Here is a 26673-nt window from a genome sequence, read left to right on the forward strand (position 1 = left end):
CTTTGCGATTGCCGGCTGCAACTGCAGATTTTCAGCCATGCGCGGCGGCATCGTGAAGCTTCCGCTCCCCGATCCAGACTTGTTTAGAATTTTCAGAACCACGCTTGACATGGGGTGATCCTGCCGTATCATGAATATTAAATCAAGCGTGAATAAATATTCATGCGGAGGAAAACAGGAGGAGACGCCGTGACCATCTCAGTCTGGCCAGACAACAAGCCGCTCGACGTTGCGGCGATCCGCGACCTGCCGGAAGGCGAGCGCGCCGAACAGCTCAAGCTCGTTGCCAAGCAGGTCCGCCGCCTCGTCGTGCAGATGATCGACATTGCCCGCGCCGGCCATATCGGCGGCGATCTGTCGGTGACCGATGCGCTGGTGACGGCTGCTTTCGGCGTCCTCAACATCTCGCCAGAAACGGCTGACGATCCGGGCCGCGACCGTCTCATTCTTTCCAAGGGCCACTGTGCTGCGGCTCTTTATTCGGTTCTGGCGCTGCGCGGCTTTTTCCCGGTCGATGATCTCGAAACCTTCATGAAGCCGCTCTCGAAGCTCAACGGCCACCCGAACCGTCTCAAGGTGAAGGGTGTCGAAGCCAATACCGGTCCGCTCGGCCATGGCCTGCCGATCGGCGTCGGCTCTGCCGTCGCGTCAAAACTGTCGGGCAAGAACTGGCAGACTTTTGTCTTCACCGGCGACGGCGAATTGCAGGAAGGCTCCAACTGGGAAGCGGCCATGACCGCCGCCCACCGCAAGCTCGACAATCTGGTCGTCATCGTGGACCGCAACCGCCTGCAGCAGGGTGCGCGCACGGAAGACACCGCCTCGCTTGACCCGCTCGCCGACAAGTGGGCTTCATTCGGCTGGGAAGTCGCCGAAATCGACGGCAATGATACCGCAGCCCTGCTGAAAGCCTTTACCCAGAACCGCAACGGCAAGCCGCTCGCCGTGATCGCCAATACGCTCAAGGGCAAGGGTGTCTCGTTCATCGAGGACCGTGTCGAATGGCATCACAAGGTGCCGTCCAAGGAGCAGGTCGAACTCGCATTGAAGGAACTTGCCTGATGAACGCCCATAGCAGTGTTTCCAACGAAACCTTCGATTGCCGCGTCGCTTTTTCCGAAAAGCTGATCGCCCTTGCCGAAGCCGATCCCCGCATCGTTGCCGTCTGCAACGACTCGGTCGGTTCCAGCAATCTCAACGCCTTCCGTGATCGTTTCCCGGATCGCCTGATCAATGTCGGCATTGCCGAACAGAACATGGTCGGCGTTGCCGCCGGTCTCGCCAATGGTGGTTTCATTCCTTTTGTCTGCGCCGCAGGTCCGTTCCTGTCCGGTCGCGCTACCGAACAGGTCAAGGCCGACGTTGCCTATTCCAACTACGGTATCGTGCTCTGCGCCATGAGCCCCGGCATGGCTTACGGCGAGCTTGGCCCGACCCACCACTCGATTGAAGATTTGAGCTGGATGCGGGCGATCGACAATCTCGACGTTCTCGTTCCGGCAGACCCGGAACAGACCAAGGCCGCCATGGACTGGGCCGTTAAATCCGGCCGCCCGATCTACATGCGCGTCGGTCGCCACAAGGTGCCTTCGGTCACTCCGGCCGATCGCGATGTCGCCTTCACCTTCGGCAAGATCGACGTGACCGGCGATGGTAGCGATGTCGCGCTCGTCGCAACCGGCACGCTGGTGTCGCGCGCTCTCGAAGCCCAGGCCATTCTTGCTGCTGAAGGCATTTTGGCCCGCGTCCTCAACGTTTCCACCATCAAGCCGATCGATGCCGAGACGATCATCAAGGCCGCGAAGGAAACCAAGGGTCTGGTCGTTGCGGAAGAAGGGGTTCTGGAAGGTGGCCTCGGCGCCGCGGTTTCGATGACGCTGTCCGAAAACCATCCTGCAAAGGCGAAATTCCTCGGCGTCACCAGCTTTGCGCCGACCGGCTCCAACGACTTTCTGCTCGAGCATTTTGGCCTCACCGCCAAGGGCATTGCAGATGCAGCCCGCAAGCTGGTGGGCTGAGCCATGAGTGGCCCCTTCGTCCTCGCCATCGATCAGGGTACGGGCTCGACAAAAGCCCTGCTGGTCGATCGCGACAGCAAGGTCGTTGCCCGCGGTCAGCATCCGCTCGGCCTGTCGACGCCCCAGCCGGGCTGGGTCGAGCAGGATGCGGAAGAAATCTGGCAAAGCGTGCTCGCTGCCATTCGCGAGGCCGTGTCGCCCGAGACTACTGGCGATATCGTCGCCATCGGATTTTCGACGCAGCGTGAAAGCTGCCTGCTCTGGGATCGTAGCTCCGGCAAACCGCTGTCGCCGCTTCTTTCCTGGCAGGACCAGCGCACGCTGAGCCTTTGCGAAGCCGTGCCGGAAGCAACGCAAGCGATGATCCGGGCAAAGACCGGCCTGCCGCTCGATCCGATGTTTTCTGCCGTCAAGGCGCAATGGCTGCTGGATCGCGTCGATCCCGACCGTTCGCGCTCAAAGGCCGGAGAGATTTGTGTCGGCACGATCGACAGCTACCTGATTTTCCGCCTCGGCGGCGAACATGTGGTCGAAATCGGCAATTCGTCGCGCATGCAGTTGGTCGATCTGGAAAAGGGCGATTACGACTCCGATCTTCTGGCGCTCTTTAATATTCCGCGGGCTTCCCTTCCGCGCATCGTGCCGTCGCGTTACGACTTCGCAAAGGTCAGCGGCATCGCCCCGCTCGCCGACGGCACGCCAGTTACTGCCGTGCTGGCTGATAGCCATGCTGCCCTTTTCGCCCACGGCGCTTTCCAGCCGGGCAAGGTGAAAGCCACGCAGGGCACCGGTTCGTCAGTGATGGGGCTTTATGACAGCTCCGTGCCGGCCGATCAGATCGATCTCGGCGTCTGCCGTACCATCGCCTGGCAGGTGGATGACATCGCTTATGCCTTCGAGGGCAATATCCGCTCGGTCGGCTCGACCCTCGTCTGGCTGGCGGATTTCCTCGGCATCAGCACGGCAGACCTCGCAACGCTTGCGGCCAGCGTTCCGGACAGCAATGGCGTCACCATCGTGCCTGCCTTCGGCGGCCTTGGCGCTCCCTATTGGGATGCCAATGCGGTCGGCATTATCGGCGGCGTCGCACTTGGCACCTCGCGGGCACAGGTTGCACGTGCGGCGGTGGATAGCATCGCCCACCAGATCGTCGATGTTCTCGACCGCGTTCTGCTCTCGGGCCTCAAGGTCGATCAGCTTTATGTCGACGGCGGGCCGACCAAGAACGAACTGCTGATGCAGCTGGAAACGGATCTGGCCGGTGTGCCGGTCGTGCGTCCGCAGACGGCGGAACTGTCGGCCATGGGTGCTGCCCATCTGGCAGGGCTCGGTGCCGGCATCTGGACACTGGACGATCTCGCGGAACTGCTGCGCGAAGGAAACGTCTTTGAGCCGCAGATGGACGATCTCGCCCGCCAGCGGCAGCGCTTGGAATGGAGACGGATGGTGGCGCGCTCGCGCGGCCTGTCCGTTCACGAACGCCCGGAAAGCCGCGAGGCGGAGCGTTCGGGTACCTACTGATAATTTGATGATCGCACGCAGGAGAAGGTGTGCGGCAGGGAGGCTTTTATGAGTGAGATCACGGAACAGGCGGCGCCGAAGTCGGGCGTCGTCAGCATGTCCTTCGTGAAGAAGATGTCGGGACCGCTGGTCGGCCTCATCCTGTTATGCGTCTTTTTCTCGCTGACGTCGGAATTTTTCCTATCGGCGCGAAACGGCCTCAACATTCTCGATCAGGTCACCGTGCTTGGCATTCTCGCAATCGGCATGACGCTGGTCATCGTCATCGGCGGTATCGATCTGTCGGTCGGCTCGGTGCTGGCCTTCTCGATGATGATGATGGGTGTCATGCAACGGCAGATGGGCCTGCCGCTGGAACTGGCGATTATCGTCGGCATCGCCACCGGTGCGCTTTGCGGTCTGGTCTCGGGCCTGTTGATTACGGTCGCCAAGCTGCCGGCCTTCATCGCCACGTTGGCGGTCATGTCGGTGACCAGAGGTCTCGCCAATATCCTCACCGAAGGCAAGCAGATCGTCGGTTATCCCGACTGGTTTACCTCGCTTGCCACGGTTCGCCAGTTCGGCTTCCTGTCGATGACGGTCGCCACCTTCATCGTGCTCGCCATCATCGCCGCGATCATTCTGAAATACCGCCCGGCCGGCCGTAACCTGTTCGCCATCGGCGGCAATCCGGAAGTGGCGCGTCTGGCCGGCATCAACGTCAATCTCAATACCTGCATCGTCTATGCGCTCAGCGGCGCGCTGGCCGGCCTTGCCGCCGTCGCCTTTGCCGCCCGCCTCGACAGCTCCCAGCCCAGTGCAGGCCTTGGCTACGAACTCGACACGATTGCGGCTGTCGTGATCGGTGGCGCCTCGCTTTCGGGCGGTGTCGGCTCGATCTTCGGCACTGTCGTCGGCGTCTTCATCATCGGTGTCCTGCGTAACGGTCTCAACCTTCTCGGTGTCTCGCCCTTCATTCAGCAGGTGCTGATCGGCGTCGTGATCGCTGCTGCCGTTACCTTCGACACACTCGGAAGAAAGAGGAGATAACCGGCACCGGGGGAGGGTGCTCCTCAGTTCTCGCATACAAGCAGACCTTAAGCAGACCATAGAAATTGTCGTCAATTCAGTGGAGGAACACATGACGAAGACTTTCCGTATGCTCGCAGCCACCGTCGCCTTCTCGGCCATGGCTTTCGCCGCCCAGGCCCAGGAAAAGGTCACGATCGGCCTTGCCGTCGCCAACCTGCAGGCCGACTTCTTCAACCAGATCAAGGAATCGGTTGAAAAATCCGCCAAGGAACAGGGCATCGAAGTCGTCACCGTCGACGCCAAGGGCGATAGCGCCACGCAGGTCAGCCAGATCCAGGATCTGATCACCCGCCAGGTCAAGGCGCTGATCTACATTCCGGCTGGTGCGACTGCCGCCACCGTTCCGGTCAAGGCCGCCAAGGAAGCCAATATCCCGGTTGTGACCGTCGATCGTAACCCGGAAGGCGCACCCGGCGACACGTTCATCGCCACCGACAGCGTTGCCGCTGCCAAGGAACTCGGCGATTACGTTTGCAAGGTTTCCGGTGGCAAGGGTGTTCTCGCCATCATCCAGGGCCAGCTCGGCACCACGCCGGAGCAGGATCGCGACAAGGGTTTTGCCGAAGCCATGAAGGCATGCCCCGGGATCACGGAAGCCGGCCGTCAGGCATCGAATGCCTGGATGCAGGACGAAGGTTTTGCCATCGCTCAGGACATGTTGCAGCGTAACCCGACGATCAACATCTTCTTCGGCCGCGCTGATGCGCTCGCACTCGGTGCCGCACAGGCTGCCAAGGTCGGTGGCATTTCCGATGCCATCATCGTCGGTTTCGACGGTGACCGCGCCGGTCTCGAAGCCGTCAAGGCCGGTACGTTGAAGGCCACCATGACCCAGCAGACTCAAGGCATGGGCCGTCTGGCTCTGAAGTCCGCACTTGAGCTGATCAAGGGCGAAAAGCCGCCGGCAGAACAGCTGCAGCCGGCAACGCTGACCACGGCAGACAATGCCGAAGCCTTCATCAAGGAACATCCCTGATCGAAACACTGCGCCCCGGTTTTCTCCGGGGCGCAGGTCCCATGCTCGGAAAGGAGGCCCACATGCCTACTGAAAACCACAGCGTCGAAAACGCGGGCGAAACCATTTTGTCGGTTCGCAACCTGTCGAAAACCTATGGCAAGATCACCGTTCTCAAGAATGTCAGCTTCGACATCAAGCGCGGTGAAGTTGTGGCGCTTCTGGGTGAGAACGGCGCGGGCAAGTCGACGCTTTCCTCCATCATCGCAGGTCTGGTCACGCCGACCGACGGCAGCATGCAATGGCAGGGCGCAGCCTATTCCCCTGCAACGCCGTCCGATGCGCTGAATGCCGGTCTCGGTCTCATCCATCAGGAAATGCGCCTTCTTCCCGAACTGTCGATTGCCGAAAACATCTTTGTCGGCCGCCTGCCGACCCGCTCCGGCCGTGTCGACAATTTCGAAATGTATCGCCGTGCCGACGAGCAGCTGAAGCGCCTCGGCCTCAATGTTTCCCCGGCCACCAAGGTCAAATATCTGCGCGTTGCCGCCCAGCAGCAGGTGGAAATCGCCAAGGCGCTGACGCTCAACGCCCGTTTCCTCATTCTCGATGAGCCGACCGCCGCCCTCGGCGGTGAAGAAACCGACAAGCTGTTCGAGCAGATCGAACGGCTGAAAAACGAAGGCGTGTCCTTCATCTATATTTCGCACCGTCTCGAAGAGATCGCCCGCATCGCCGACCGCGTCATCGTCATGCGCGACGGCGAACTGGTGGCGAATTTCGACAGCGCCAAGGTGCCGGTGTCCAATCTCGTGGAAGCCATGGTCGGCCGTCAGCTCGACCGTATCTTTCCGCACCTGCCGGCCCCGACCCACAAGCCGCTGATCGAGGTGAAAAACCTATCTTCGGCGGAAGGTGATTTCCACGATGTCAGCTTCACTGTGTCTGCCGGTGAGGTGATGGGCATTGCCGGCATCGTCGGTGCTGGCCGCACGGAACTGGTGCGCGCCATTGCCGGTGCCGATCCGGTCAAAAGCGGCTCCGTCACCGTCGATGGCAAGGTTCTGACGCTCAAAAGCCCGGCCGATGCCATGGCTGCCGGCATCGCGCTTGTGCCGGAAGACCGCAAGCTGCAGGGCCTCGTGCTCGACCACACGATCGGTAACAATATTGCGCTCGGCAATTATCCGCGCATTACCTCGCGCAACTGGGTCACGCCGACCGAGATCCGCAATTTTGCCACCACTGCCATCAAGCGTTTCGGCATCAAGGGCAGCGCCGACCAGCGCGCCAACGAACTTTCCGGCGGCAACCAGCAGAAGATCGTCATCGCCCGCGCCATCTCGGCCGGGCCCAAGGTTGTCATCCTCGATGAACCGACCCGCGGCATCGATGTCGGCGCCCGTTCCGCCATCTACGACGTGATCGCCGAACTCGCCAAACAGGGCATGGCCGTCATCGTCGTCAGCTCCGATCTCGATGAGGTTCTGGGGCTTTCCCACAAGGTTCTGGTCATGGCCCGCGGCCGCAATCAAGGCATTCTTGCCGGCGAAGACGCGACGCGCCATGCCGTCATGGAACGGGCAACCGCATAAAAAACCGATATTCAGGAGACTGTCATGAAACTCTTCTCTCTCGCCGGCGATGTTGCCTTTGTCACCGGTGCCGGTAGCGGCATCGGTCAGGCGATTGCCATCGGTCTGGCGGAAGCCGGCGCAGACGTGGCGCTGTTCGATCTTTCCGCAAAAGGCCTGCAGGAAACGCTCGATGCCGTGAAGGCACACGGCCGCAAGGGCTTTGTGTTCGAAGGCAGCGTGTCGGACGAAACACATTTGGCCGCAGCCGTCGAAGGCGCCGAAAAGGAGCTAGGCGCCCTGACGGTTGCGGTCAACTCGGCCGGCATCGCCAACGCCATGCCGGCCGAGGATATGCCGCGCGAACGCTGGCAGCAGATGATGGACGTCAACCTCACCGGCGTCTTCCTCTCCTGCCAGGCTGAAGCCCGTGTCATGCTGCCGCGTGGAAAAGGTTCGATCGTCAACATTGCGTCCATGTCCGGCTCGATCGTCAATCGCGGCCTGTCGCAGGCGCATTACAACACGTCCAAGGCCGGTGTGATCCACCTGTCCAAGAGCCTTGCGATGGAATGGGTGGAGAAGGGTCTGCGCGTCAACGCCATCAGCCCCGGCTACACGCTGTCGCCGATGAACAAGCGCCCGGAAGTGGCAGACCAGCTGAAGATCTTTGCCAATGAAACGCCGATGGCGCGCATCGCAACCGTCGATGAAATGGTCGGCCCGGCGGTGTTCCTCTCCAGCGCTGCCGCCTCCTTCATCACTGGCCATGACCTTCTGGTCGATGGCGGCTTCACCGCCTGGTAAATGCCATGAGTGAAAAAATCCGTCCGCTGATCGCGGGAAACTGGAAGATGAACGGGCTTTCCGCTTCGCTGTCCGAAATCGCCCTCATTGCCGAGGGAGCCGATGCGCACAGCCAACGCCTCGATACGCTCATCTGCCCGTCGGCAACGCTGCTCGTGGCTGCCGGCGCCAGAACGGCAGGCACTTCGCTCGCCATCGGCGCGCAGGATTGCAGCAGTGAAACGCACGGCGCCTATACGGGTGACGTTTCTGCCGCCATGGTCGCCGATAGCGGGGCGCGCGCCGTCATCGTCGGTCACTCCGAGCGCCGCCAAGGCCGTGGCGAAACCAGCGCCGATGTAAAGCGCAAGGCGGAGCGCGCCGTCGAAGCCGGTCTGCAGGCCATCATCTGCATCGGCGAGACCGAAGAAGAGATGTTGAAGGGCGCCACACAGGACGTGCTGCTGCGGCAATTGCAGGGTTCCGTTCCCGCCCGCTCGAAATCCTCATCGGTTGTCATCGCCTATGAACCGGTCTGGGCCATCGGCACCGGCCGCACGCCGAGCATCGACAATATCGCCGGCCTGCATGCCTTCATCCGCACGTCGCTGATCGATCTGCTCGGCGAAGAGGGCAGGAGGATGCGCATCCTTTATGGCGGTTCGGTCAAGCCCGATAACGCCACCGAGATTGCCGGTATAGAAGACGTCAACGGCGCACTTGTTGGTGGTGCCAGCCTCAAGGCCAGCGATTTTCTGGCGATCGTCAAGTCATTTTGACGAGCGTGCGAGAGCCGCGGCCGGTCCGCGGCTCGTTTCCACCGATGCGTGTGCATTTGCGTCGATCTCTGCTCACAGTCGAACCGACAAGCCGTGTGCCGGTGCAGCCCGATCCAGTGCGAGTGTCGCTCGTCCCGAGCGCAGTCGTCCAATACGGCAGAGTCGTGCCTTGGTGATCTGCGATTTTCAAAAAACACCCGCAGCCATTTTGCGTTCTGGGCGGGTCATGCGGTCGGGGCACTGAAAGCTGCCTCGTAACTTAGTTAGTAATTGACACCTCTCAGTGCCCCGTTCGACGGTTTTTGCCCGCGACTTCGGTTCCTCTGCGAAAGCCGTGCCCGTGATTTCTCACGAACCGGCGATCATGTGTGCCGCACAGGCACGCCCGGCGCGCTTCTTTCGGGCTTCAGAGATGACATCGCCTCCTGCGAGATTTTGCCACCTCCCCCGTGTCGCCGGAGGAGAACCAGTTTCCGCGAACCCTGTTGCTGAAGACTTACGTCTTTTCTCCAACTTCAGCGCCGGCTCCAACTCGCCGGGACGCCTCCCGGTGTATCCACGATGGAACACTTCGAGTGTAGGCGCAGGTTTTCAGGGCGTGGACGAAGTAGGGTTCAACTTTTTTACAAGTCGTTGAATTCGCCTGAAACTATTTTCTGGAAATAAGGCAATTGGGGCAACGTGTTCTGGTTGCGACATGGTCGGTGAGGTCGCCAGGTTTCCGTCTGATAAAAATGTCGCGGAAGCTCGTCGTCGCTGACAGGGAAAATCCGCCATCCTCTGCATTGCTCCCAAGTACGCAGCCCTATCGTCGTGGCAAGATCGCGTCACAAGTTCGCACGTGAGGTACGTAAATCAAAAACTGTTTGCAACTTTTGAGAGTCGTCGTATCAATGGCTCAAGAGGATGGTGATCGGGCGCGTATTGGCAGTCGGTCGCAGATGTGGCGCGAGCCATATCAGGAGGCAATAGCCGCGGATTGAGCACGGCTCGTTCCGTGGTTCGGCATGCCCGCTGGGCATGATGTTGGGAGCGCGCCAATCACGGCGGCGATAGAGGAGGGTAGGATATGAAGAAGTTTCTGTTCACATGCGCGGCCATCAGCCTTGCTGTCGGTGCTTTTGCCGGCACCGCAAATGCGTCGCCGGAGAAGCCGGTCATCGGTTTTTCGATAGACGACCTTCGCGTCGAGCGCTGGGTTCGCGACCGCGACTATTTCATCGCGGCGGCCGAACAGCTGGGCGCAAAGGTCAGCGTGCAGTCGGCCGACGGCAATGAGGAAAAGCAGGTCAAGCAGGTCGAGAACCTGATCGCACAGGGCGTCGATGCCATCGTCATCGTACCGATGAACTCGAAAGTGTTCGATGCGGTCGTGGCCGATGCCAAGGCATCCGGCATCAAGGTCCTGTCCTATGACCGCCTGATCCTCAATGCAGATGTCGACGCCTATATCTCGTTCGACAACGAGCGCGTCGGCTTCATGCAGGCGGAAAACGTTCTGAAGGCGAAGCCGGAAGGCAATTATTACCTGCTCGGCGGTTCGCCGACAGACAATAACGCAAAGTATCTGCGTGCCGGTCAGGAAAAGGCACTCAAGGCCGCCGTCGATGCCGGCAAGGTGAAAATCGTCGGCTCGCAATGGGTCAAGGAATGGAGCCCGACCGAAGCGCTCTCCATCATGGAAAACGCGCTGACGGCGGCCGACAACAAGATCGACGCAGTCGTTGCCTCCAATGATGGCACCGCCGGCGGCGCCATCCAGGCGCTGGCGGCGCAAGGGTTGGCCGGCAAGACTGCCGTTTCCGGTCAGGATTCCGACCTTGCCGCCGTCAAGCGCCTGCTTGATGGCACCCAGACCGTCACCGTCTACAAGCCGCTGAAGCTGATCGCCTCGGAAGCCGCCAAGCTGACGGTTCAGATGGTCCGGGGCGAAACCCCGGCATTCACCTCGAAGATCAACAACGGCACCAAGGATGTCGATACGGTTCTGCTGACGCCGACCGCCGTCACCAAGGACAATATCAACATCTACGTGGAAGACGGCTTCTACACCAAGGAACAGATCGGCCTGAAATAATCCGGCCGGTTGGCCCCGGAGCCCCAAGCGGTTCCGGGGCCTCGTTTTGATGTGCGAGGTGTCATGAGCGATTTTCTTTTAGAGATGAAAAACATCTCCAAGAGCTTTTCCGGCGTGAAGGCTCTGGATGGCATTCATCTGCAGGTCCGTCCCGGCGAATGCGTGGGGCTGTGCGGCGAAAACGGTGCGGGCAAGTCCACGCTGATGAAGGTGCTTTCCGCCGTTTACCCTCATGGCACTTGGGAAGGTAAGATTTTCTGGGAAGGTCGCGAGCTGAAGGCGACGTCCATCCGCGAGACCGAAAAGGCCGGCATCGCCATCATCCATCAGGAACTGATGATGGTGCCGCATCTGTCGGTGGCGGAAAACATCTTTCTCGGCAACGAAATCAGCACCCACGGCTTTCTCGATTACGATGCGATGAATGCGCGGGCGCAGGAACTGCTTGCCAAGTTGAATGTCCATGACATCAATCCGGCGCTGCCGGTGCTGAACTATTCCGGCGGCAAGCAGCAGTTGATCGAAATCGCCAAGGCGCTCAACAAGAACGCCAAGCTGCTGATCCTCGACGAACCGACATCGGCGCTCACCTCGTCGGAAATCCGCACGCTGCTCGACCTGATCAAGCGCTTCAAGGCGGAAGGCACGGCCTGCGTCTACATCTCCCACAAGCTGGATGAAGTGGCGGAGATTGCCGATACCGTCACCGTCATCCGCGACGGCACGCATATCGGCACGCAGCCGATGGAAGAGCTGACCACTGCCAGCATCGTCACCATGATGGTCGGGCGCGAGATGAAAAATCTCTACCCGAAGGAAGACCATGCCATCGGTGAGGTCATTCTCGAGGCGCGCAACATCACCTGCTGGGATGTCACCAATCCCGATCGCAAGGTAGTCGACAATGTTTCGCTCACAATCCGCAAGGGCGAAATTCTCGGCATTGCCGGTCTTGTCGGCGCTGGGCGTACCGAACTGGTCTCCACCCTGTTTGGCGCCTATCCGACCGCGCATCAGGGCACGATCCATCTCGATGGCAGGGAAATGTCGATCAGGACGCCACGCGATGCCGTGCGAGCGGGCATCTGCATGGTGCCGGAGGATCGCAAGAAGAGCGGTATTCTCCCCATCATCGGTGTCGGCCACAACATGACGGTGTCGGTGCTCAGCCGTTTCGCGCGTTTCGGTCTGATAGACGAACATGAGGAACTGGCGCAGATCCAGACCGAGATCCTGCGGCTGAAGATCAAGACGGCCGATCCGATGTTGCCGATTGCCTCGCTTTCGGGCGGCAACCAGCAGAAGGCGGTTCTTTCGAAAATGATGCTGCCGGAGCCGCGTGTTCTGATCCTCGACGAACCGACGCGCGGTGTCGATGTCGGCGCCAAATACGAAATCTACAAGCTGATCTTCGCGCTCGCCAAGACCGGCGTGGCGGTGCTGATGGTGTCCTCCGAACTGCCGGAAGTTTTGGGCATTTCCGACCGTGTTCTCGTCATCGGCGAGGGGCAACTGCGCGGCGATTTCGTCAACGACAATCTCACCCAGGAACAGGTGCTGGCGGCCGCGATCGGCCATGCCGCACAGGTCGCCTGATCCTTGTGTCATTGCTGGTGAAGGTTTTGATATGACTGGCATAGTTTTGAGAAAATTCCTGTCCGAAAACAAGATCGTCGCGCTTCTGATCGTGGTGGCCCTGATCTGGGCGCTGTTCGGATATCTGACCTATAATACCGATACCGGCGTCTCCGGCTTCCTGACGGCCCGCAATTTTTCCAACCTGCTGCGGCAGATGGCGATCACCGGCATGCTGGCGGCGGCCATGGTGTTTGTCATCGTGGCGGGCGAAATCGATCTGTCCGTCGGCTCGCTGCTCGGGCTTCTGGGTGGCATCGCGGCCATTCTCGATGTCGTTTACGGCTGGCCGCTGGCTGGAACCATCGCTTTCGTGCTGCTAGCTGGTGCAGCTCTCGGCCTGATGAACGGCTGGCTGACCTCCTATCTCGGCATTCCCTCCTTCATCGTCACGCTTGGCGGGCAGCTCGCCTTTCGTGGCGCCGTGCTGGGTCTGACCGGCGGTATCACCATTGCGCCGGTCTCTCCGGGCCTGAAATATCTGGGTCAGGGGTATCTGCCCGGCTGGCTCGGCAATGGTTGCGCGATCCTGTTGTTTGCCGTGCTGCTGTTCATGGCGATCAGAACCCGGCGCAAGCGGCTGCAGCACAATCTGAAAGTGCCGACACCCGCCATGGAAGCCGCAAAACTGTTCGGCACCGGGCTGCTTATCCTCGGTTTCGTGTTGGTGCTGAATTCCTACCAGGGCATTCCGGTGCCGGTACTGCTGCTGCTGTTCGTGTTGGCCGTCTTCACGGTCATCGCCAAGGGCACGGTGTTCGGACGTTATATCTACGCCGCCGGCTCCAACTCGGAAGCGACGCGCCTCTCCGGCGTCAATGTCAATCTGGTCAAAATGTCAGTGTTCGGCCTGATGGGCCTGATGGCGGCACTGGCCGGTCTCACCACTACCGCTCGCCTTGCCGCCGGCACGCCGTCGGCGGGTTTCGGTGGTGAGCTCGATGCCATCGCCTCCTGCTTTATCGGCGGCACGTCCATGCGCGGCGGTGTCGGTTCGGTCATCGGTGCGCTGGTCGGGGCGCTGATCATGGCAAGTCTGGACAATGGCATGTCGATGATGGGCGTCGACACGTTTTGGCAGCAGATCATCAAGGGCATCATCCTCGTCATTGCCGTTTATCTCGACATCATCTCGTCGGGTGTGAAACGGCTCTGATATTTTGCTGTTGCCGGCGTTGACACTTAAGCGCCGGCAACCAACTCTTCCGCCGCCTGCCGGATCGTCTGCATCAGGATCGTCTGAGGCAGGGATGGTGTCGCATCGGCGCGGATGGTCAGGCCCACCGGCCCGCGCGTCTCCGACGTATCGATCGGCAGAGCCGCGAGAAACCCGTCGGCCAGATCGGTGGCGATCACGCCCTTCGAAATGATCCAGATCGCATCGCTCTGGCGTACGAAGGCGCGGCCGAATGCGTCGGACACCGTTTCAACCTGCGTCGGCAGATTGGCGACGCCATTGGCGATCAGGAACTGCTCGACATAAGGCCGGATGATCGAGCCGCGTGTCGGCATTAGGACCGGATAATCGGCAAATCCCTCGAATATGGATGTACCGGTCGCCAACAGCGGATGGCCGGCACGCACCACGAACACGACCTGCTCTGAATACAGGTGTTCGAAGGAAAAACCCGTCATCTTTTCCGGCGCTGCCAGCCGACCGACCACCAGATCGAGATCGCCGACCCGCAACTGTTCCAGAAGAACCGCATTGTCGCCGGTGACGATCTTGATGCGGCTGCCGGTCTTTTCCTTCAAGAACATCGACATGGCGCGTGGCATGATGCGTGTCGAAACGGTCGGTAGTGCACCGACCCGCACCGGAGGTGCTGCATCGAACAGTTCCTGCGAAACGCTGTCCACGCCCTGCCTGAGCGCCGTCAAAGCCGCACCTGCATGGCGCAGGAAAACATCACCATACCGTGTCAGCCGAATGCCGCGTCCATCGCGTTCCACAACGGCGACGCCGAGCGCCTCCTCCAGTTCGCGGATGGTTTTGGTCACGGCCGGTTGGCTGACGCTGAGAATATCCGCAGCTTTTGCCACGCTTTTCTGGCGGGCAACCTCCACAAAAGTCTGCAAATGCCGGAATTTGACCCGATTGGCCTTCAATTCATAATCCCCCGGTTAATGAAATGCGCCCAAAAATCATTTTACCTAACCATTTGATCGCCGCAATCTCCTTCGTGGAGGAGATTTGGCATGCAGTTCGTTTCGATCAACGACGTGGTCATTCGTTATGACGTGGCGGGCGCGGGAGACCGCAAGCCGGTCATCGTGTTCATCAATTCGCTCGGCACCGATGCCCGCATCTGGGATTTGGTCCTACCCAAGCTGACGGACGATTACACCGTCATCACCTATGACAAGCGCGGTCACGGCCTCTCCGATCTCGGCAAGCCGCCTTATCGCATCGAGGACCATGCCGCCGATCTCGCCGGCCTGATCGATCATCTCGGTTATGCCGATGTCATCCTCTGCGGCCTGTCGGTCGGTGGGCTGATCGCGCAGTCGCTTTATGTCGGCCGGCCGGATCTCGTTCGCGCGCTGGTGCTGGCCGATACCGCCCACAAGATCGGTGCCGCCGAGATGTGGGACGAGCGTATCGCCAAGGTCGAGGTGGAAGGGCTTGGCGGCATGGTCGATGGCATCATGCAGCGCTGGTTCACGGCCTCTTACCGGGTGCCGGAAAACGCCGCCTATCAGGGTTATTGCAACATGCTGCTGCGCCAGCCGGTTGCCGGTTATGCCGGCACCTGCGCCGCCATCCGCGATGCCGATTTTACCGAAGCCGCCAAAAACATCGCGGTGTCGACGCTCTGCATCGTCGGTGCCGAAGATGGCTCGACACCGCCCGATCTCGTGCGCTCGCTCGCCGATCTCGTGCCGGGCAGCCGCTACCACGTCATCGAAAATGCCGCCCATATCCCTTGCGTCGAAGCGCCGGCCGCCTTTGCCGCCGTGCTACGCGATTTTCTCGCGCAATTGCCCGGAGAGTGAACCATGGCCAATACCCAAAATTCCTCCGAGCGTTACCGCAAAGGGCTCGCGACTCGTCGCGCTGTTCTGGGCAATGCCCATGTGGACCGCGCGCTGGCCAATGAAACCCCGTTCGACCAGCCTTTTCAGGAGTTGATCACCGAAACCGCCTGGGGCAATGTCTGGTCGAGGGAGACCTGGTCGAAACGCGAACGCTCGATCGTCACGATCGCGCTGCTTGCGGCACTCGGCCAGCATGAGGAAGTGGCGATGCATGTGCGCGCCACGCAAAACACCGGCGCGAGCCGGGAGGATGTCTGCGAGGCGCTGTTGCATGTGGCGATCTATGCCGGCGTGCCGGCCGCCAATCATGCGTTCAAGATCGTCAAGGCAGCCTATGCCGAAATGGATGCCGCCGGTAAAACAGCCGGGGAGGAGGCGGAGTGAAGAACGAGAGACCCGAAACCGGCGCGTTTTTCGCACGTGACCGCACCATCCATCCGCCGGCCTATACGCCCGGTTACAAGACCTCCGTGCTACGCTCTCCGCAAAAGGCGCTGATCTCGCTGGATGGTACAAAAAGCGAGATTACCGGCCCGGTCTTCGGCCACAACATTTTAGGCGAGTTCGATAACGACCTGATCGTCAATTATGCCCGTCCCGGCGAAATGGCCATCGGCCAGCGCATTCTCGTGCATGGGCGTGTGCTGGATGAACGTGGGCGCGGCGTCGATGGCGCGCTGGTGGAATTCTGGCAGGCCAATGCGGGTGGTCGTTATCGCCACAAGAAGGAAACCTATCTTGCGGCCATCGACCCGAATTTCGGCGGTTTTGGCCGCACGATCACCGATGAAAACGGCTATTACTGGTTCAAGACGATCAAGCCGGGTGCCTATCCCTGGCCGAATGGCGTCAACGACTGGCGGCCGGCGCATATCCACTTTTCCGTCTTCGGCCATGGTTTTTCGCAGCGCCTGATCACCCAGATGTATTTCGAAGGCGATCCGATGATCTGGCTGTGTCCGATCGTGAAGACCATTCCCGACGAGCAGGCGATCCACCAGTTGATCGCGCCTCTGGACATGAATGCGACGATCCCGATGGATATGCGCGCCTACAAGTTCGACATCATCTTGCGCGGCCGCCGTTCCACCTTTTTCGAAAACCGCAAGGAGGGCAACTGACATGCCGCAACCTCTCGGTTACCTGAAGGAGTCAGCCTCGCAGACCGCCGGCCCTTATGTGCATATCGGCTGTACGCCGAATTTTACGGGCATCGAAGGGGTCTATGAAACCGATCTCGGTTCCGGTCCGCTTGTCTCGGAAAAGACCCGTGGCGAACGCATCACCATTCGTGGCCGCGTTCTCGATGGCACCGGCACGCCGCTCAAGGATGCGTTGATCGAGATCTGGCAGGCCGATAGCGACGGGTTTTACAACAGCCCATCCGAAACGCGTGGCAAGGCCGACCCGAATTTTTTCGGCTGGGGCCGTTGTCCCGCCGACATGACGACCGGCGAATTCCTCTTCGAAACCATCAAACCCGGTCGCGTGCCCTTCAACGACGGCCGGATGATGGCGCCGCATGTGACCCTGTGGATCGTCGCGCGCGGCATCAATATCGGTCTGCACACCCGCATGTATTTTTCCGACGAGGAAGAGGCGAACGCGCAAGACCCGATACTGATGCGGCTCGAACATCGCAGCCGGGTCAAAACCTTGATCGGCAGACGCGAAGGTGACACGGTGTCCTTCGACATTCATCTTCAGGACGAAGACGAGACCGTGTTCTTCGATATCTGAGCAGTTAAGGCATCGGTTTTCATGAGCGTATCCGCCTTCGATCATCCTTTCCTGTCCGGCCTCGTAGGCGACAGGGAAACGGCAGCCTTCTTCACCGCCAATGCCGATATCAAGGCCATGCTGGATTTCGAGATGGCGCTGGCCTCCAGCGAGGCGGCCGAAGGCTCGATCCCCGTGTGGGCGGCGGAACGCATCGCCGAAGTCTGCGCTCATTTTGCCCCGGATATGGAAAAGCTGCGTCTTGCCACTGCGCGTGACGGCGTTGTCGTGCCGGAGCTGATCCGGCAATTGCGGGAGGCCTGCGGGCCGGATGTCGGTCGCCATGTCCACAAGGGGGCGACCAGTCAGGACGTTGTCGATACCAGCCTGATGTTGCGGCTGCGCGGTGTCGCGGCTCTGCTGGAAGATCGGATGGAGAGGCTCGATGCTGCCTTTGCCGATCTCGACAGGAGTTTTGGCCATCACGTGATGATGGGCCATACCCGCATGCAGGCGGCCATCGAAATCCGCGTATCCGACCGCATCCGTGCGTGGTGCGAGCCGCTCGCCCGCCACCGCGCCCGCCTCGAAGCCTTTGCCGAAAGCGCCCTCGTGCTGCAATTCGGCGGTGCTGCCGGCACGCTGGATGGGTTGGGCGAGGAAGGCGTGGTGGTGCGCGAGGCGCTCGCCGAGGATCTCGGGCTTGGCAATCATGCACAATGGCAGAGCCAGCGCGACCGGCTGGGTGAACTTGCCGGCCTCCTGTCTTTGATAACCGGAAGCCTTGGAAAATTCGGTCAGGATATCGCGCTTCTCGCCGAAGCTGGCAGTGAAATCTCGCTGGTCGGCGGCGGCGCATCGTCGGCGATGGCGCATAAGCAGAACCCGGTGGCGGCGGAGGTTCTGGTGTCGCTCGCCCGCTTCAACGCCGCCCAGCTTTCCGGCATGCATCAGGCGCTTGTGCATGAACAGGAACGTTCGGGTGCCGCCTGGACACTGGAATGGCTGACCCTGCCGCAGATGGCGGTTTCGACCGGCGCATCGCTCCGGCTGGCACTGGAGCTGGCCGGCAATATTCGCTCACTCGGCCGGGATTAGTCTCGTGCGACATTGCCTTGAATCATAACCTTTTGCATATGGGTCATCTCGGCCAATTCATTTTACTTGGACGCGCCATATGACAAACTGCAATTTGAATGCGGAGGAGGAGGCCCGATGGGCTTCGCATCAGGGAGGGTAACATGAAGAGATTTTTGGGTGCCGCCATTGCGGCTCTTGCAATGAGTGTCAGCGCTGAAGCGGCCACGATCAAGGTCGGTGTCGTCGGTCCGTTTTCCGGCCCGTTCGCGCTTCAGGGCAAAAATTTTAAGGCCGGCATCGATGCCTATATGGCGGTCAATGGTGCCAAGATCGGCGATAACGATGTCGAGATCATCTATCGCGACGTGCCGCAGGCCGATCCGGCGCAATCCAAGGCGCTGGCGCAGGAACTGATCGTCAAGGAAGGCGTGCAATATCTCGCCGGCTTCTATTTCACCCCGGATGCGATGGCGGCAACGCCGATCCTCGAGCAGGGCAATGTGCCGATGGTGGTGATGAATGCCGCCACCTCGGCCATCGTCACCAAAAGCCCTTATGTGGTGCGCACCTCGTTCACCACGTGGCAGACGTCTACGCCGATAGCGCAGGTCGCCAAGGATGCCGGTGTCGACAAGGTCATCACCGTGGTCAGCGATTACGGCCCGGGCGTCGATGCCGAAAACGCCTTCAAGGCAGGTTTTGAAAAGGCCGGCGGCAGCGTCGTCGAGGCCATCCGCATGCCGCTATCGACCAACGATTTTTCGCCGATCATGCAGCGTATCAAGGATTCCGGTGCCGGCGCGGTGTTTGCCTTCCTGCCGTCGGGTCCGACCACGCTCGGTTTCGTAAAAGCCTATAACCAGAACGGCCTGAAGACCGCCGGCATCAAGATTTTTGCGCCGGGCGACCTGACGCAGGAATCCGACCTTCCGGCTCTGGGCGAAGCGGCGGCCGGCATGCAGACCACCTTCCATTATGCCGTCAGCCATGACAGCCCGGAAAACAAGGCCTTTGTCGAAGCTGCATCTAAAGCGATCGGCAACCCTGCCGAACTGTCCTTCCCGGCTGTCGGCGCTTATGACGGCATGCATGTCATCTACAAGATGATCGAGGCGACCGGCGGTGAGCAGGATGCCAAGAAGGCCGTCGATGCGGTCAAGGGGCTTTCGTGGGTGAGCCCGCGCGGCCCGGTCTCGATCGACGCCGAAAGCCGCCACATCACCCAGAATATCTATCTGCGTGAAGTGACCAAGGGGCCGGATGGCAACTACATCAACAAGGAAATCAAGACGTTTGAGCGTCAGGGTGATCCGGGACTGGCGGCTGTGAAATAGGGTTTTGGATGATGCCGCTTGGAAACTGAATGGCTCCTCATAGTTTGCCACAAGCGCTAGCGACTGGCATCTGAGACGGAGCGGAGCCGCAAACTCCCTTCGATCTCCCCCTTGAGGGGGAGATGTCACCGAAAGGTGACAGAGGGGGGTAAGCGACGGTACGGCAGACGGATCGAAAGCGGCATTTGTGCCAGAACACCCCCCCCTCTGCCCTGCCGGGCATCTCCCCCTCAAGGGGGGAAGTCGGCTGAACAGCACCGTATCTCCAGGCAAACCGTCGCTCCAGACAAGCCGACGTACCAGACATGACCACAAGGATCATCACCCAAGCATGCAGACAGTCCTGAGCATAGCCATCGACGCCCTTGCCTATGGCATGGTGCTGTTCGTGATCTCGATCGGGCTGTCGGTGACGATGGGTCTGATGCGGGTGGTCAATCTCGCCCATGGCGCCTTCGCCATGATCGGCGGTTATCTCGCCTCCTATGCCACCCGCGATCTCGGCCTCGGTTATGCGCCGGCGATCCTGATTGCCGTCATCGCCACCGCCATCATCGCCGTGCCGATCGAACGGCTGCTTTACCGCCGCATCTATGGCGCGCCGGAACTGACGCAGGTGCTGATGACCATCGGCATCACCTTCTGCGTCATCGGCATCGCCAACTACGCGTTTGGCCCGACGCTTAAAACCATTGCGCTGCCGCAGACGCTGTCCGGTTCCATCGACCTCGGTTTCCGCGCCATCGCCACGCACCGCATCTTTGCCATCGTCTGCGGCCTCGTCGTTGCCGGTGGCCTGTGGTTCCTGATCGAACGGACCGCCTTCGGCATACGCCTGCGCGCCGCTGTCGATAACGCGCCGATGGCCGCAGCACTCGGCGTGCGCACCCAACTGGTTTATGCCATCAGCTTTGCCGTCGCAGTCGGGCTTGCCGCCTTTGGTGGCGTGGTCGGGGCCGAGCTTCTGCCGGTCGAACCCTATTACGCACTGCGTTACATGGTCACCTTTCTCGTTGCCGTCTCGATCGGTGGTGCAGGTTCCATTCCGGGCGCATTGATCGCCTGTCTTCTGCTCGGCGCCATCGATACGACCGGGCGTTATCTCGCGCCGGAATATGGTGAGTTCTTTTTCTATCTCGCGGTGATCGTCATCGTCACCCTGTTCCCACGCGGTCTGGGAGGGCGGTTCAAGTCATGACGGTTTTGATGAATAGCACTCTTCCCACACGCCGCCGGTCCCTCGGAACGCTGATCGGCATCGCCGTCATCATCGCGGCTAGCGTCATCGGTTATTTCCTGTTCCCCAACAATCTGGCGCTGCTCACCCGCATCGTCGCCACCATGCTGCTCGTGCTCTCGATCGATCTCGTTACCGGTTATTGCGGCGTCGCCACGCTCGGCCATGCGGCGCTGTTTGGGGCAGGGGCCTATGGTGCCGGCATCGTCTCGGCCCATTTCGGTATCACCGAACCGCTGACCATGACGCTGATCGGCGCTGTCGCCGGTGCCTTGGCCGGTCTCGTCTCCGGCCTCGTGATTTTGCGCGCGCACGGCCTGCCGCAACTGGTTCTCTCCATCGCTGTCGTCCATCTCTTTCACGAGGTCGCCAACAAGGCATCGAGCTGGACCGGCGGCAGTGATGGTCTCTCCGGCATCACCACGGATGCGCTGCTCGGCCTGTTCGAATTCGATCTCTGGGGCCGCACGGCCTATGTCTACGGCATCGTCCTGCTGCTGATCGTTTTCGTTCTCCTGCGCATCCTCGTGCAGTCACCCTTCGGCATGCTGGCGCGTGGCGTGCGGGAAGATCCGGTGCGTGTCGCCGCCATGGGCGCGTCGGTGCATTCGGTAATGTTGCGCATGTATGTCATATCAGGCGCGGTGGCCGGCATCGGCGGCGCACTCAATGCCATCTCCACGCAAGTCGTCGGTCTCGACAGCCTGTCGTTTACGCTCTCGGCGGAGGCCCTTGTCATGCTGGTGCTCGGCGGCACCGGTTCGCTTTATGGTGCCATGGTCGGCACCGTCTCGTTCATGTGGTTCGAGGATGTCGTCTCCGCCGCCAATCCGTTCCACTGGCTCACCATCGTAGGCGCGCTTTTGATCGTCGTCGTGCTGTTTGCGCCGAAGGGGCTTTACGGATCAGCCGCCGCCTTCCTGTCGCGTCGTCGCGGAGGTGGGAAATGAGCCTGTTCGAAGTCAAAAATCTCCGAAAAAATTTTGGTGGTCTCGCCGTCACCAATGACGTGTCGCTGTCGCTCGCTCCCGGTGATCGGCTCGCGCTGATCGGCCCCAATGGCGCTGGAAAAACCACCTTCGTCAATCTCGTCACCGGCCATCTCAAGCCGGATGGCGGGTCGATCACGCTGGCCGGAGAAGACATTACCGGCGTCAAGGCGATGCAGCGTGTGCAACGCGGTCTTGTCCGTTCGTTTCAGGTCACGCGTCTTTTTGCCGACATGACGCCGCAGGAACATGTGGCGCTCGCCATCCTGCAGCGCGATGGAAAATCGACGCGCATGTTTGGCCGTCATGATGCCATGCGCCAGGTCGTTGAAGAGGTCGGCGACATCCTCAACCTGCTGGGCTTGAGTGAACTCGCGCATCTGAAAGTGCGCGAGATCGCCTATGGCCAGCAGCGCCTCCTCGAAATTGCGCTTGCCATGGCACTGCGCCCGAAAGTGCTGCTGCTAGACGAGCCGGCCGCTGGCGTGCCGCAGGCGGAAACCGCCCGCATCGAGCGCGCGCTCGACATGCTGCCGCCCGATCTCGCCGTGCTGATGATCGAACACGACATGGATCTGGTTTTCCGTTTCGCCAAACGGGTCATGGTGCTCGCCGCCGGCACCGTCATTTTCGATGGTTCGCCGCAGGATGTCACACAGGATGTAGCCGTGCGCGAAGCTTATCTGGGGAGTTATGCCAATGCCGGCAGCGCCGCTTGAGGTGACAAAACTGTCGGCCGGTTACGGTCCGACGCGGGTGATCGAGGATATCTCGTTTTCCGTGCCTGCCGGCGAACGCCTCGCCGTGCTTGGCCGAAACGGCATGGGCAAGACCAGCCTGTTCGCCACTATCGCCGGCCAGACGCGGCGGTATGGCGGCGAAATCCGTCTTGGCGGCCAGGATATCGCCGCCCAGCCGAGCGCTACACGTGCTTTGTCCGGTCTTGGATATGTGCCGCAGACGCGCGATGTTTTTCCGAGCCTGACGGTGGAGGAAAACCTTTTTGTCGGCCTGAAAAGCCGGCCGAAATCGGCGATCGAGGAAGCGTACACAATGTTTCCGCGGTTGAAAGAGCGGCGCTCCAATCTCGGCAGCCAGCTGTCGGGTGGCGAACAGCAGATGTTGTCGACTGCCCGTACCATTCTCGGCCAGCCGAGCGTACTTCTGCTCGATGAACCGCTGGAAGGATTGGCGCCTGTTATCTGCGAGGAGTTGATGGCCGCTTTTTCGCTTCTGGCGCAATCGGGCGAAACCACAATCCTGCTGGTTGAACAACGCATACAGAGTGCGCTGGAATTTGCCGATTGGGTGATGATCATGGAGCGCGGCCGCATCGCATGGACCGGCACGCCACAGGCACTTTCGGCCGATCAGGAAACGGTCGATCGGCTGCTCGGTGTTGGCGGCCTGCATTGAACGGTTGATTTCGACCCCAACCAGCGGCTGATTGCCTGCCTGCATCATACATGATAGTCGTGCTCATCTTTTGAGGCGTTTGCCCCGCCGCGTTTATAAACGGGTATCGAGTGAGCTATATCCCATCCATGACTGCCTATACGGAAGGCATCACGCCGACAGCGCCGGTGAAATGGCGCTGCCTTGATGGCGCTGTGGGTGTTTTCTGGCAGGCAAGCTGCAAGGTTGGCGCCAAGGGGTATTACGTTTCGCCCGATCCGAGGGTGATGATTTTCTTCAACGACATTTCCGCGCAGTTCCGCATGTCGAACCACGGAGAAGGCGCGGGCCGGGATTTGCGGCGCATGGCCCGTGCGATCTACGTGCCGGCCGGTGTGCCCATGTGGACATCCGCCTGCGCCGACCATCGTTTTTCGCATGTGGATGTGCATATCCATCGTGATCGTCTTTTGAAATTCCTGGCACCATCACTTGGCACGTCGGCCGCCAAGACGGCATTGACGAGACCTGTCGAGACGCAGGATGTCGGTGCAATCGAAGCATTGGCCAGTCTGCTGGTGGCGGAGGTGGAAAACCCCAGCAAACATCCGGTCTATGCGGAAAGCCTGGTCGGCAGTCTCGTCACGGGGCTTCTGGATATCCCGGTCGATGAAGAGGACGGCTGGAACTACAAGCTTTCGCAGGCGCAGATGGGCAAGCTTGTCGCGCGGGCGCAGATGGAAGGCGGGCTGAAGCTGACGGTTGCGGAAATGGCGACGACGGTCGGCCTGTCCGAAAGCTGGTTCAACAAGGTGTTCAAGAACACGACCGGCCAGACGCCGCTGCAATGGCAGCTCGGCCGCCGCGTCGAACTGGCGCAGCGGATCATGCTGGAAAGCGACATGACGGTCACGGATATCGCGGCAAAACTCGGTTTTACCGATCAGGCCCATCTGACGAAGACGTTTCGGCAGGTCGTTGGCGATACGCCGGCAGCGTGGCGGCGGATGCAGAAGGCGCGGTAGGTCGCTGCGACTTTAATCCGATCTCAAAGAAAACCCCGCCCGGAGATGTCCGGGCGGGGTTTTGTTGTTTTTACCAGCTCTGGCGCAGCGTCGCCATGATGGTGCGGCCGGCATTGTAGAACTTGATGCCGGCAGCGTCGTCACGTTGGGCGATATGCTTTTCGTCAAACAGGTTGCTGACGTTCAGCTGGAATGTCGTGTTCGGCTGAACCTTGTAGGTGAAGGCAGCATCGAACAGGATCGATTCCTCGCCGTAGGTGGTGTTCTCGATGTTGGTGAAATATTCACCCATATAACGCGCGCCGAGGCCGAATGTCATGTCGCCACGTGCGCCATCACCTGGCAGCGTATAGGTGCCCCAGACCGAAGCCACATGCTCAGGCACGCGCATCAGGCGGTTGCCGTCAGTGCTGCCACCGGGCTCGTCGATCTTGGAATCGATGTAGCTGTAGGACGCGATCAGGTTGATGTTATCCGTAACTTCAGCCTTGGCTTCAAGCTCGATACCACGATTGCGTACCTTCTCTACAGTATCAGGCAGGTAGGTGACGTAGTCGTAGGTGCCGACGTTTTTCTTGGTCAGATCGTAGAATGACGCCGTAAACAGCGCGGGCAGGGCATCCGGTTTGTATTTGAAGCCGAATTCGTACTGTTTGCCGGTGGTGGGTTCGGCGCCGGTCGCTGGCGGCGCAACCGATTCACCGTAGCTGGCAAAGGCCGCCAGCTCCGGTGTGATCTTGTAGCTGACGCCGATGCGCTTTGTGAACTCGCTGTAGTCGCCCTGCGCTGACGAGCCTGGCAACGACGGCGCCTGGGACGTGTCGCTCAGATCCAGCCAATCGTTACGCAGGCCAAGGCTCACGGTCAGCCGATCAGAGAATGTCAGTTCCTGCTGAAGGTAGATTGCCTTGGTTTTTTGATCACTTGTCTGAAGTGACTTCAGCAGGGACGGATCAGGGCCACCAGAATAAACCGGGTTGGTCCAATCAATCGGAGGAACGGGATAGAACGGATAGGGATCCCATGGATTTTCCGGAGAAAGGTACAGGGTGTAGTTATCCGACTTGTAGCTATTGTATTCGACGCCTACCAGGGTGCGACTATCGACCGTGTCGAAGTTCGCTTCGTAGGTCAGGTTGGCGTCAACCACGAACTGTTCGACGGACTGGTCGCTGCCGTAAAAATACCGGCTGGCTTCCGTCGAGCCGGGAGTCGTCCGCAGCAGATATGCACTGGCGGCATCGATGAACGACTTGCTGTAACGCGCCTTGGAACCGAAGCTCAGACCGTTGCCGAAGTCATGGTCGAACATCAGGCTGTAGCTGTTGCGGTTGACGTTGTTGTGATAATAATCCGGTTCGCCGAAAAATGAGGATCGGTCGAAATCACCTTCCAGCGGATAACCGCCGCTGCCGGGAACGCCCTTCTTGTCCAGATGGTCGTAGACGAAGGTCAGGCTGGTTGCGTCGGTTGGGCGCCAGGTCAGGCCACCCATGAAGAAGTTTTCATCGTCGCGCGAAAAGTCATATTCCGCATCGGCGCGCTGCAGCTTGCCGGTCAGGCGATAGGAAAGCGTGTCGTCCTGCGTGATGTTGTCGCCGAAATCGAAGCCGACTTCCTTATGGGCGTAGGAGCCGCCAGTTGTATACACTTCGCCGAAACGCTCACTTTTGGGCGTTTTCGTCACATAATTTACCGAGCCGCCCGGTTCAGCCACGCCAAAACCTGCGGAACTGACGCCCTTGAGAACCTCCAGGCGCTCAAATGCGTATGGCTCTTCTTTGATGCCCCCGAATGTCCGGCCAATAGCAAGTCCGTCACGATAGGTGTAGGGCGTGAAGCCGCGAATATCGAAATAGTCGAAGCGGTCGTCTGTTCCGTAAAAATCGGTAATGACGCCGGCCGTATATTGTACGACCTGTTCGACGCTGGTCGCGCCGCGTTCCTGAATTTCCTTGGCGGTCACGACGGACACGGAAGCGGGGGTCGTCAGCACTTCGGTTGCGAGCTTGCCTGCTCCCGTCGTGCGGTTGGCCACGATCGTCTTCGAATCGTCATCGCCGCCATTGCCCTCTACTGTGATGGTCTGGAGAACCGTTGCTGCACCGGACGCCGGCTCCTGGGCCACCACGAGACCGGGCGCCAGTGCGATGATTGCCGTGCAGCTCAGAAGAACCGCGTTCGCTCGACGTGTGAAGGAGCGTTTCTTGGTTCTGCCGGTTCTCTTGCTATCCATTTTCCAGGTTCCACAGGTTAGAAAAATACGAAGGCTGTTGGCGTGGGCGCCGTGTCCTTATGCGGAGGCGTCACTGATAACGCTGATGTGATAGCCCCCGAAAGCCTACTAACCTGACCTCGCTTGTCAGGTATTGTAGCTTTCCGACAATTTGTAGAAAACCGCAGAATTTTGCAGGCGCTTTTGCCGCAAGCACTGGGATT

The 26673-nt window shown here is 60.2% G+C and carries 24 protein-coding genes; 22 read left to right on the forward strand and 2 right to left on the reverse strand.

Annotated elements, in window-relative coordinates; translation table 11 throughout:
- Window positions 1–246: 246 nt before the first annotated feature.
- The 11 genes from J2T09_RS09195 to J2T09_RS09245 all read left to right on the forward strand — a co-directional run bounded on the left by J2T09_RS09195 (window position 247) and on the right by J2T09_RS09245 (window position 13572).
- A complete protein-coding gene (locus J2T09_RS09195) occupies window positions 247–1062 on the forward strand; it encodes a transketolase (protein WP_306833888.1) in 816 nt (271 codons plus the stop codon).
- Window positions 1062–2018 (forward strand): transketolase family protein, encoded by a 957-nt coding sequence (locus J2T09_RS09200; RefSeq protein WP_306833514.1) that lies wholly within the window; start codon window positions 1062–1064, stop codon window positions 2016–2018. The genes J2T09_RS09195 and J2T09_RS09200 overlap by 1 nt, the downstream gene beginning before the upstream one ends.
- A gap of 3 nt (window positions 2019–2021) precedes the next feature.
- A complete protein-coding gene (locus J2T09_RS09205; protein WP_306833516.1) occupies window positions 2022–3539 on the forward strand; it encodes an FGGY family carbohydrate kinase in 1518 nt (505 codons plus the stop codon).
- A 48-nt stretch (window positions 3540–3587) separates the two neighbouring features.
- A complete protein-coding gene (locus tag J2T09_RS09210; RefSeq protein ID WP_306833518.1) occupies window positions 3588–4568 on the forward strand; it encodes an ABC transporter permease in 981 nt (326 codons plus the stop codon).
- Between the two features lie 91 nt (window positions 4569–4659).
- Window positions 4660–5586: a substrate-binding domain-containing protein gene (locus tag J2T09_RS09215; RefSeq protein WP_373458405.1), complete on the forward strand. Its 927-nt coding sequence runs from the start codon at window positions 4660–4662 to the stop codon at window positions 5584–5586.
- A 62-nt stretch (window positions 5587–5648) separates the two neighbouring features.
- On the forward strand, window positions 5649–7160 hold the full coding sequence (locus J2T09_RS09220) for a sugar ABC transporter ATP-binding protein (protein WP_306833520.1): 1512 nt from the start codon (window positions 5649–5651) through the stop codon (window positions 7158–7160).
- A gap of 9 nt (window positions 7161–7169) precedes the next feature.
- Window positions 7170–7946: an SDR family oxidoreductase gene (locus J2T09_RS09225; RefSeq protein ID WP_306833891.1), complete on the forward strand. Its 777-nt coding sequence runs from the start codon at window positions 7170–7172 to the stop codon at window positions 7944–7946.
- 5 nt (window positions 7947–7951) lie between these two features.
- The gene (tpiA, locus tag J2T09_RS09230) at window positions 7952–8704 is read left to right on the forward strand and encodes a triose-phosphate isomerase (protein ID WP_306833522.1); all 753 of its coding nucleotides are present in this window, start codon (window positions 7952–7954) and stop codon (window positions 8702–8704) included.
- A gap of 1069 nt (window positions 8705–9773) precedes the next feature.
- Window positions 9774–10781: a D-xylose ABC transporter substrate-binding protein gene (xylF, locus tag J2T09_RS09235; protein WP_306833523.1), complete on the forward strand. Its 1008-nt coding sequence runs from the start codon at window positions 9774–9776 to the stop codon at window positions 10779–10781.
- 63 nt (window positions 10782–10844) lie between these two features.
- On the forward strand, window positions 10845–12377 hold the full coding sequence (locus J2T09_RS09240) for a xylose ABC transporter ATP-binding protein (RefSeq protein WP_306833525.1): 1533 nt from the start codon (window positions 10845–10847) through the stop codon (window positions 12375–12377).
- 31 nt (window positions 12378–12408) lie between these two features.
- A complete protein-coding gene (locus J2T09_RS09245; protein ID WP_306833527.1) occupies window positions 12409–13572 on the forward strand; it encodes a sugar ABC transporter permease in 1164 nt (387 codons plus the stop codon).
- A 26-nt stretch (window positions 13573–13598) separates the two neighbouring features.
- On the opposite strand, the gene pcaQ is transcribed toward J2T09_RS09245, so the two are convergent.
- Window positions 13599–14525: a pca operon transcription factor PcaQ gene (gene pcaQ / locus J2T09_RS09250; protein WP_306833529.1), complete on the reverse strand. Its 927-nt coding sequence runs from the start codon at window positions 14523–14525 to the stop codon at window positions 13599–13601.
- Between the two features lie 90 nt (window positions 14526–14615).
- Here pcaQ and pcaD point away from each other — a divergent pair, with 90 nt between their 5' ends.
- The 11 genes from pcaD (at window position 14616) to J2T09_RS09305 (ending at window position 24234) form a co-directional block, all read left to right on the forward strand.
- On the forward strand, window positions 14616–15413 hold the full coding sequence (gene pcaD, locus J2T09_RS09255; protein WP_306833531.1) for a 3-oxoadipate enol-lactonase: 798 nt from the start codon (window positions 14616–14618) through the stop codon (window positions 15411–15413).
- 3 nt (window positions 15414–15416) lie between these two features.
- Window positions 15417–15839, forward strand: coding sequence for a 4-carboxymuconolactone decarboxylase (gene pcaC / locus J2T09_RS09260; RefSeq protein ID WP_306833533.1), 423 nt, complete (start codon window positions 15417–15419; stop codon window positions 15837–15839).
- Complete coding sequence (gene pcaH / locus J2T09_RS09265; RefSeq protein WP_306833535.1) at window positions 15836–16576, forward strand: protocatechuate 3,4-dioxygenase subunit beta; 741 nt, start codon at window positions 15836–15838, stop codon at window positions 16574–16576. Before pcaC ends, pcaH begins: the two co-directional genes overlap by 4 nt.
- A 1-nt stretch (window position 16577) precedes the next feature.
- Window positions 16578–17195, forward strand: coding sequence for a protocatechuate 3,4-dioxygenase subunit alpha (gene pcaG, locus J2T09_RS09270; protein WP_306833537.1), 618 nt, complete (start codon window positions 16578–16580; stop codon window positions 17193–17195).
- A gap of 21 nt (window positions 17196–17216) precedes the next feature.
- A complete protein-coding gene (locus tag J2T09_RS09275) occupies window positions 17217–18272 on the forward strand; it encodes a 3-carboxy-cis,cis-muconate cycloisomerase (protein ID WP_306833538.1) in 1056 nt (351 codons plus the stop codon).
- 143 nt (window positions 18273–18415) lie between these two features.
- Entirely contained in the window at window positions 18416–19588 is a 1173-nt protein-coding gene (locus J2T09_RS09280) for an ABC transporter substrate-binding protein (protein WP_306833540.1), read from the forward strand.
- A 331-nt stretch (window positions 19589–19919) separates the two neighbouring features.
- The gene (locus J2T09_RS09285) at window positions 19920–20786 is read left to right on the forward strand and encodes a branched-chain amino acid ABC transporter permease (protein WP_306833543.1); all 867 of its coding nucleotides are present in this window, start codon (window positions 19920–19922) and stop codon (window positions 20784–20786) included.
- Window positions 20783–21775, forward strand: a complete 993-nt coding sequence (locus J2T09_RS09290; protein WP_373458406.1) for a branched-chain amino acid ABC transporter permease — start codon at window positions 20783–20785, stop codon at window positions 21773–21775. Before J2T09_RS09285 ends, J2T09_RS09290 begins: the two co-directional genes overlap by 4 nt.
- The gene (locus J2T09_RS09295; RefSeq protein ID WP_306833547.1) at window positions 21772–22533 is read left to right on the forward strand and encodes an ABC transporter ATP-binding protein; all 762 of its coding nucleotides are present in this window, start codon (window positions 21772–21774) and stop codon (window positions 22531–22533) included. Before J2T09_RS09290 ends, J2T09_RS09295 begins: the two co-directional genes overlap by 4 nt.
- The gene (locus tag J2T09_RS09300) at window positions 22514–23230 is read left to right on the forward strand and encodes an ABC transporter ATP-binding protein (RefSeq protein ID WP_306833550.1); all 717 of its coding nucleotides are present in this window, start codon (window positions 22514–22516) and stop codon (window positions 23228–23230) included. Before J2T09_RS09295 ends, J2T09_RS09300 begins: the two co-directional genes overlap by 20 nt.
- Before the next feature lie 110 nt (window positions 23231–23340).
- A complete protein-coding gene (locus tag J2T09_RS09305; RefSeq protein WP_306833552.1) occupies window positions 23341–24234 on the forward strand; it encodes a helix-turn-helix domain-containing protein in 894 nt (297 codons plus the stop codon).
- Between the two features lie 70 nt (window positions 24235–24304).
- On the opposite strand, the gene J2T09_RS09310 is transcribed toward J2T09_RS09305, so the two are convergent.
- Window positions 24305–26470 carry a TonB-dependent siderophore receptor gene (locus J2T09_RS09310; RefSeq protein ID WP_306833554.1) on the reverse strand — a complete coding sequence of 722 codons (2166 nt, stop codon included), beginning with the start codon at window positions 26468–26470 and terminating at the stop codon, window positions 24305–24307.
- Window positions 26471–26673 lie beyond the last annotated feature (203 nt).

The organism is Neorhizobium huautlense (assembly GCF_030811685.1).
Classification (GTDB): domain Bacteria; phylum Pseudomonadota; class Alphaproteobacteria; order Rhizobiales; family Rhizobiaceae; genus Neorhizobium; species Neorhizobium huautlense_A.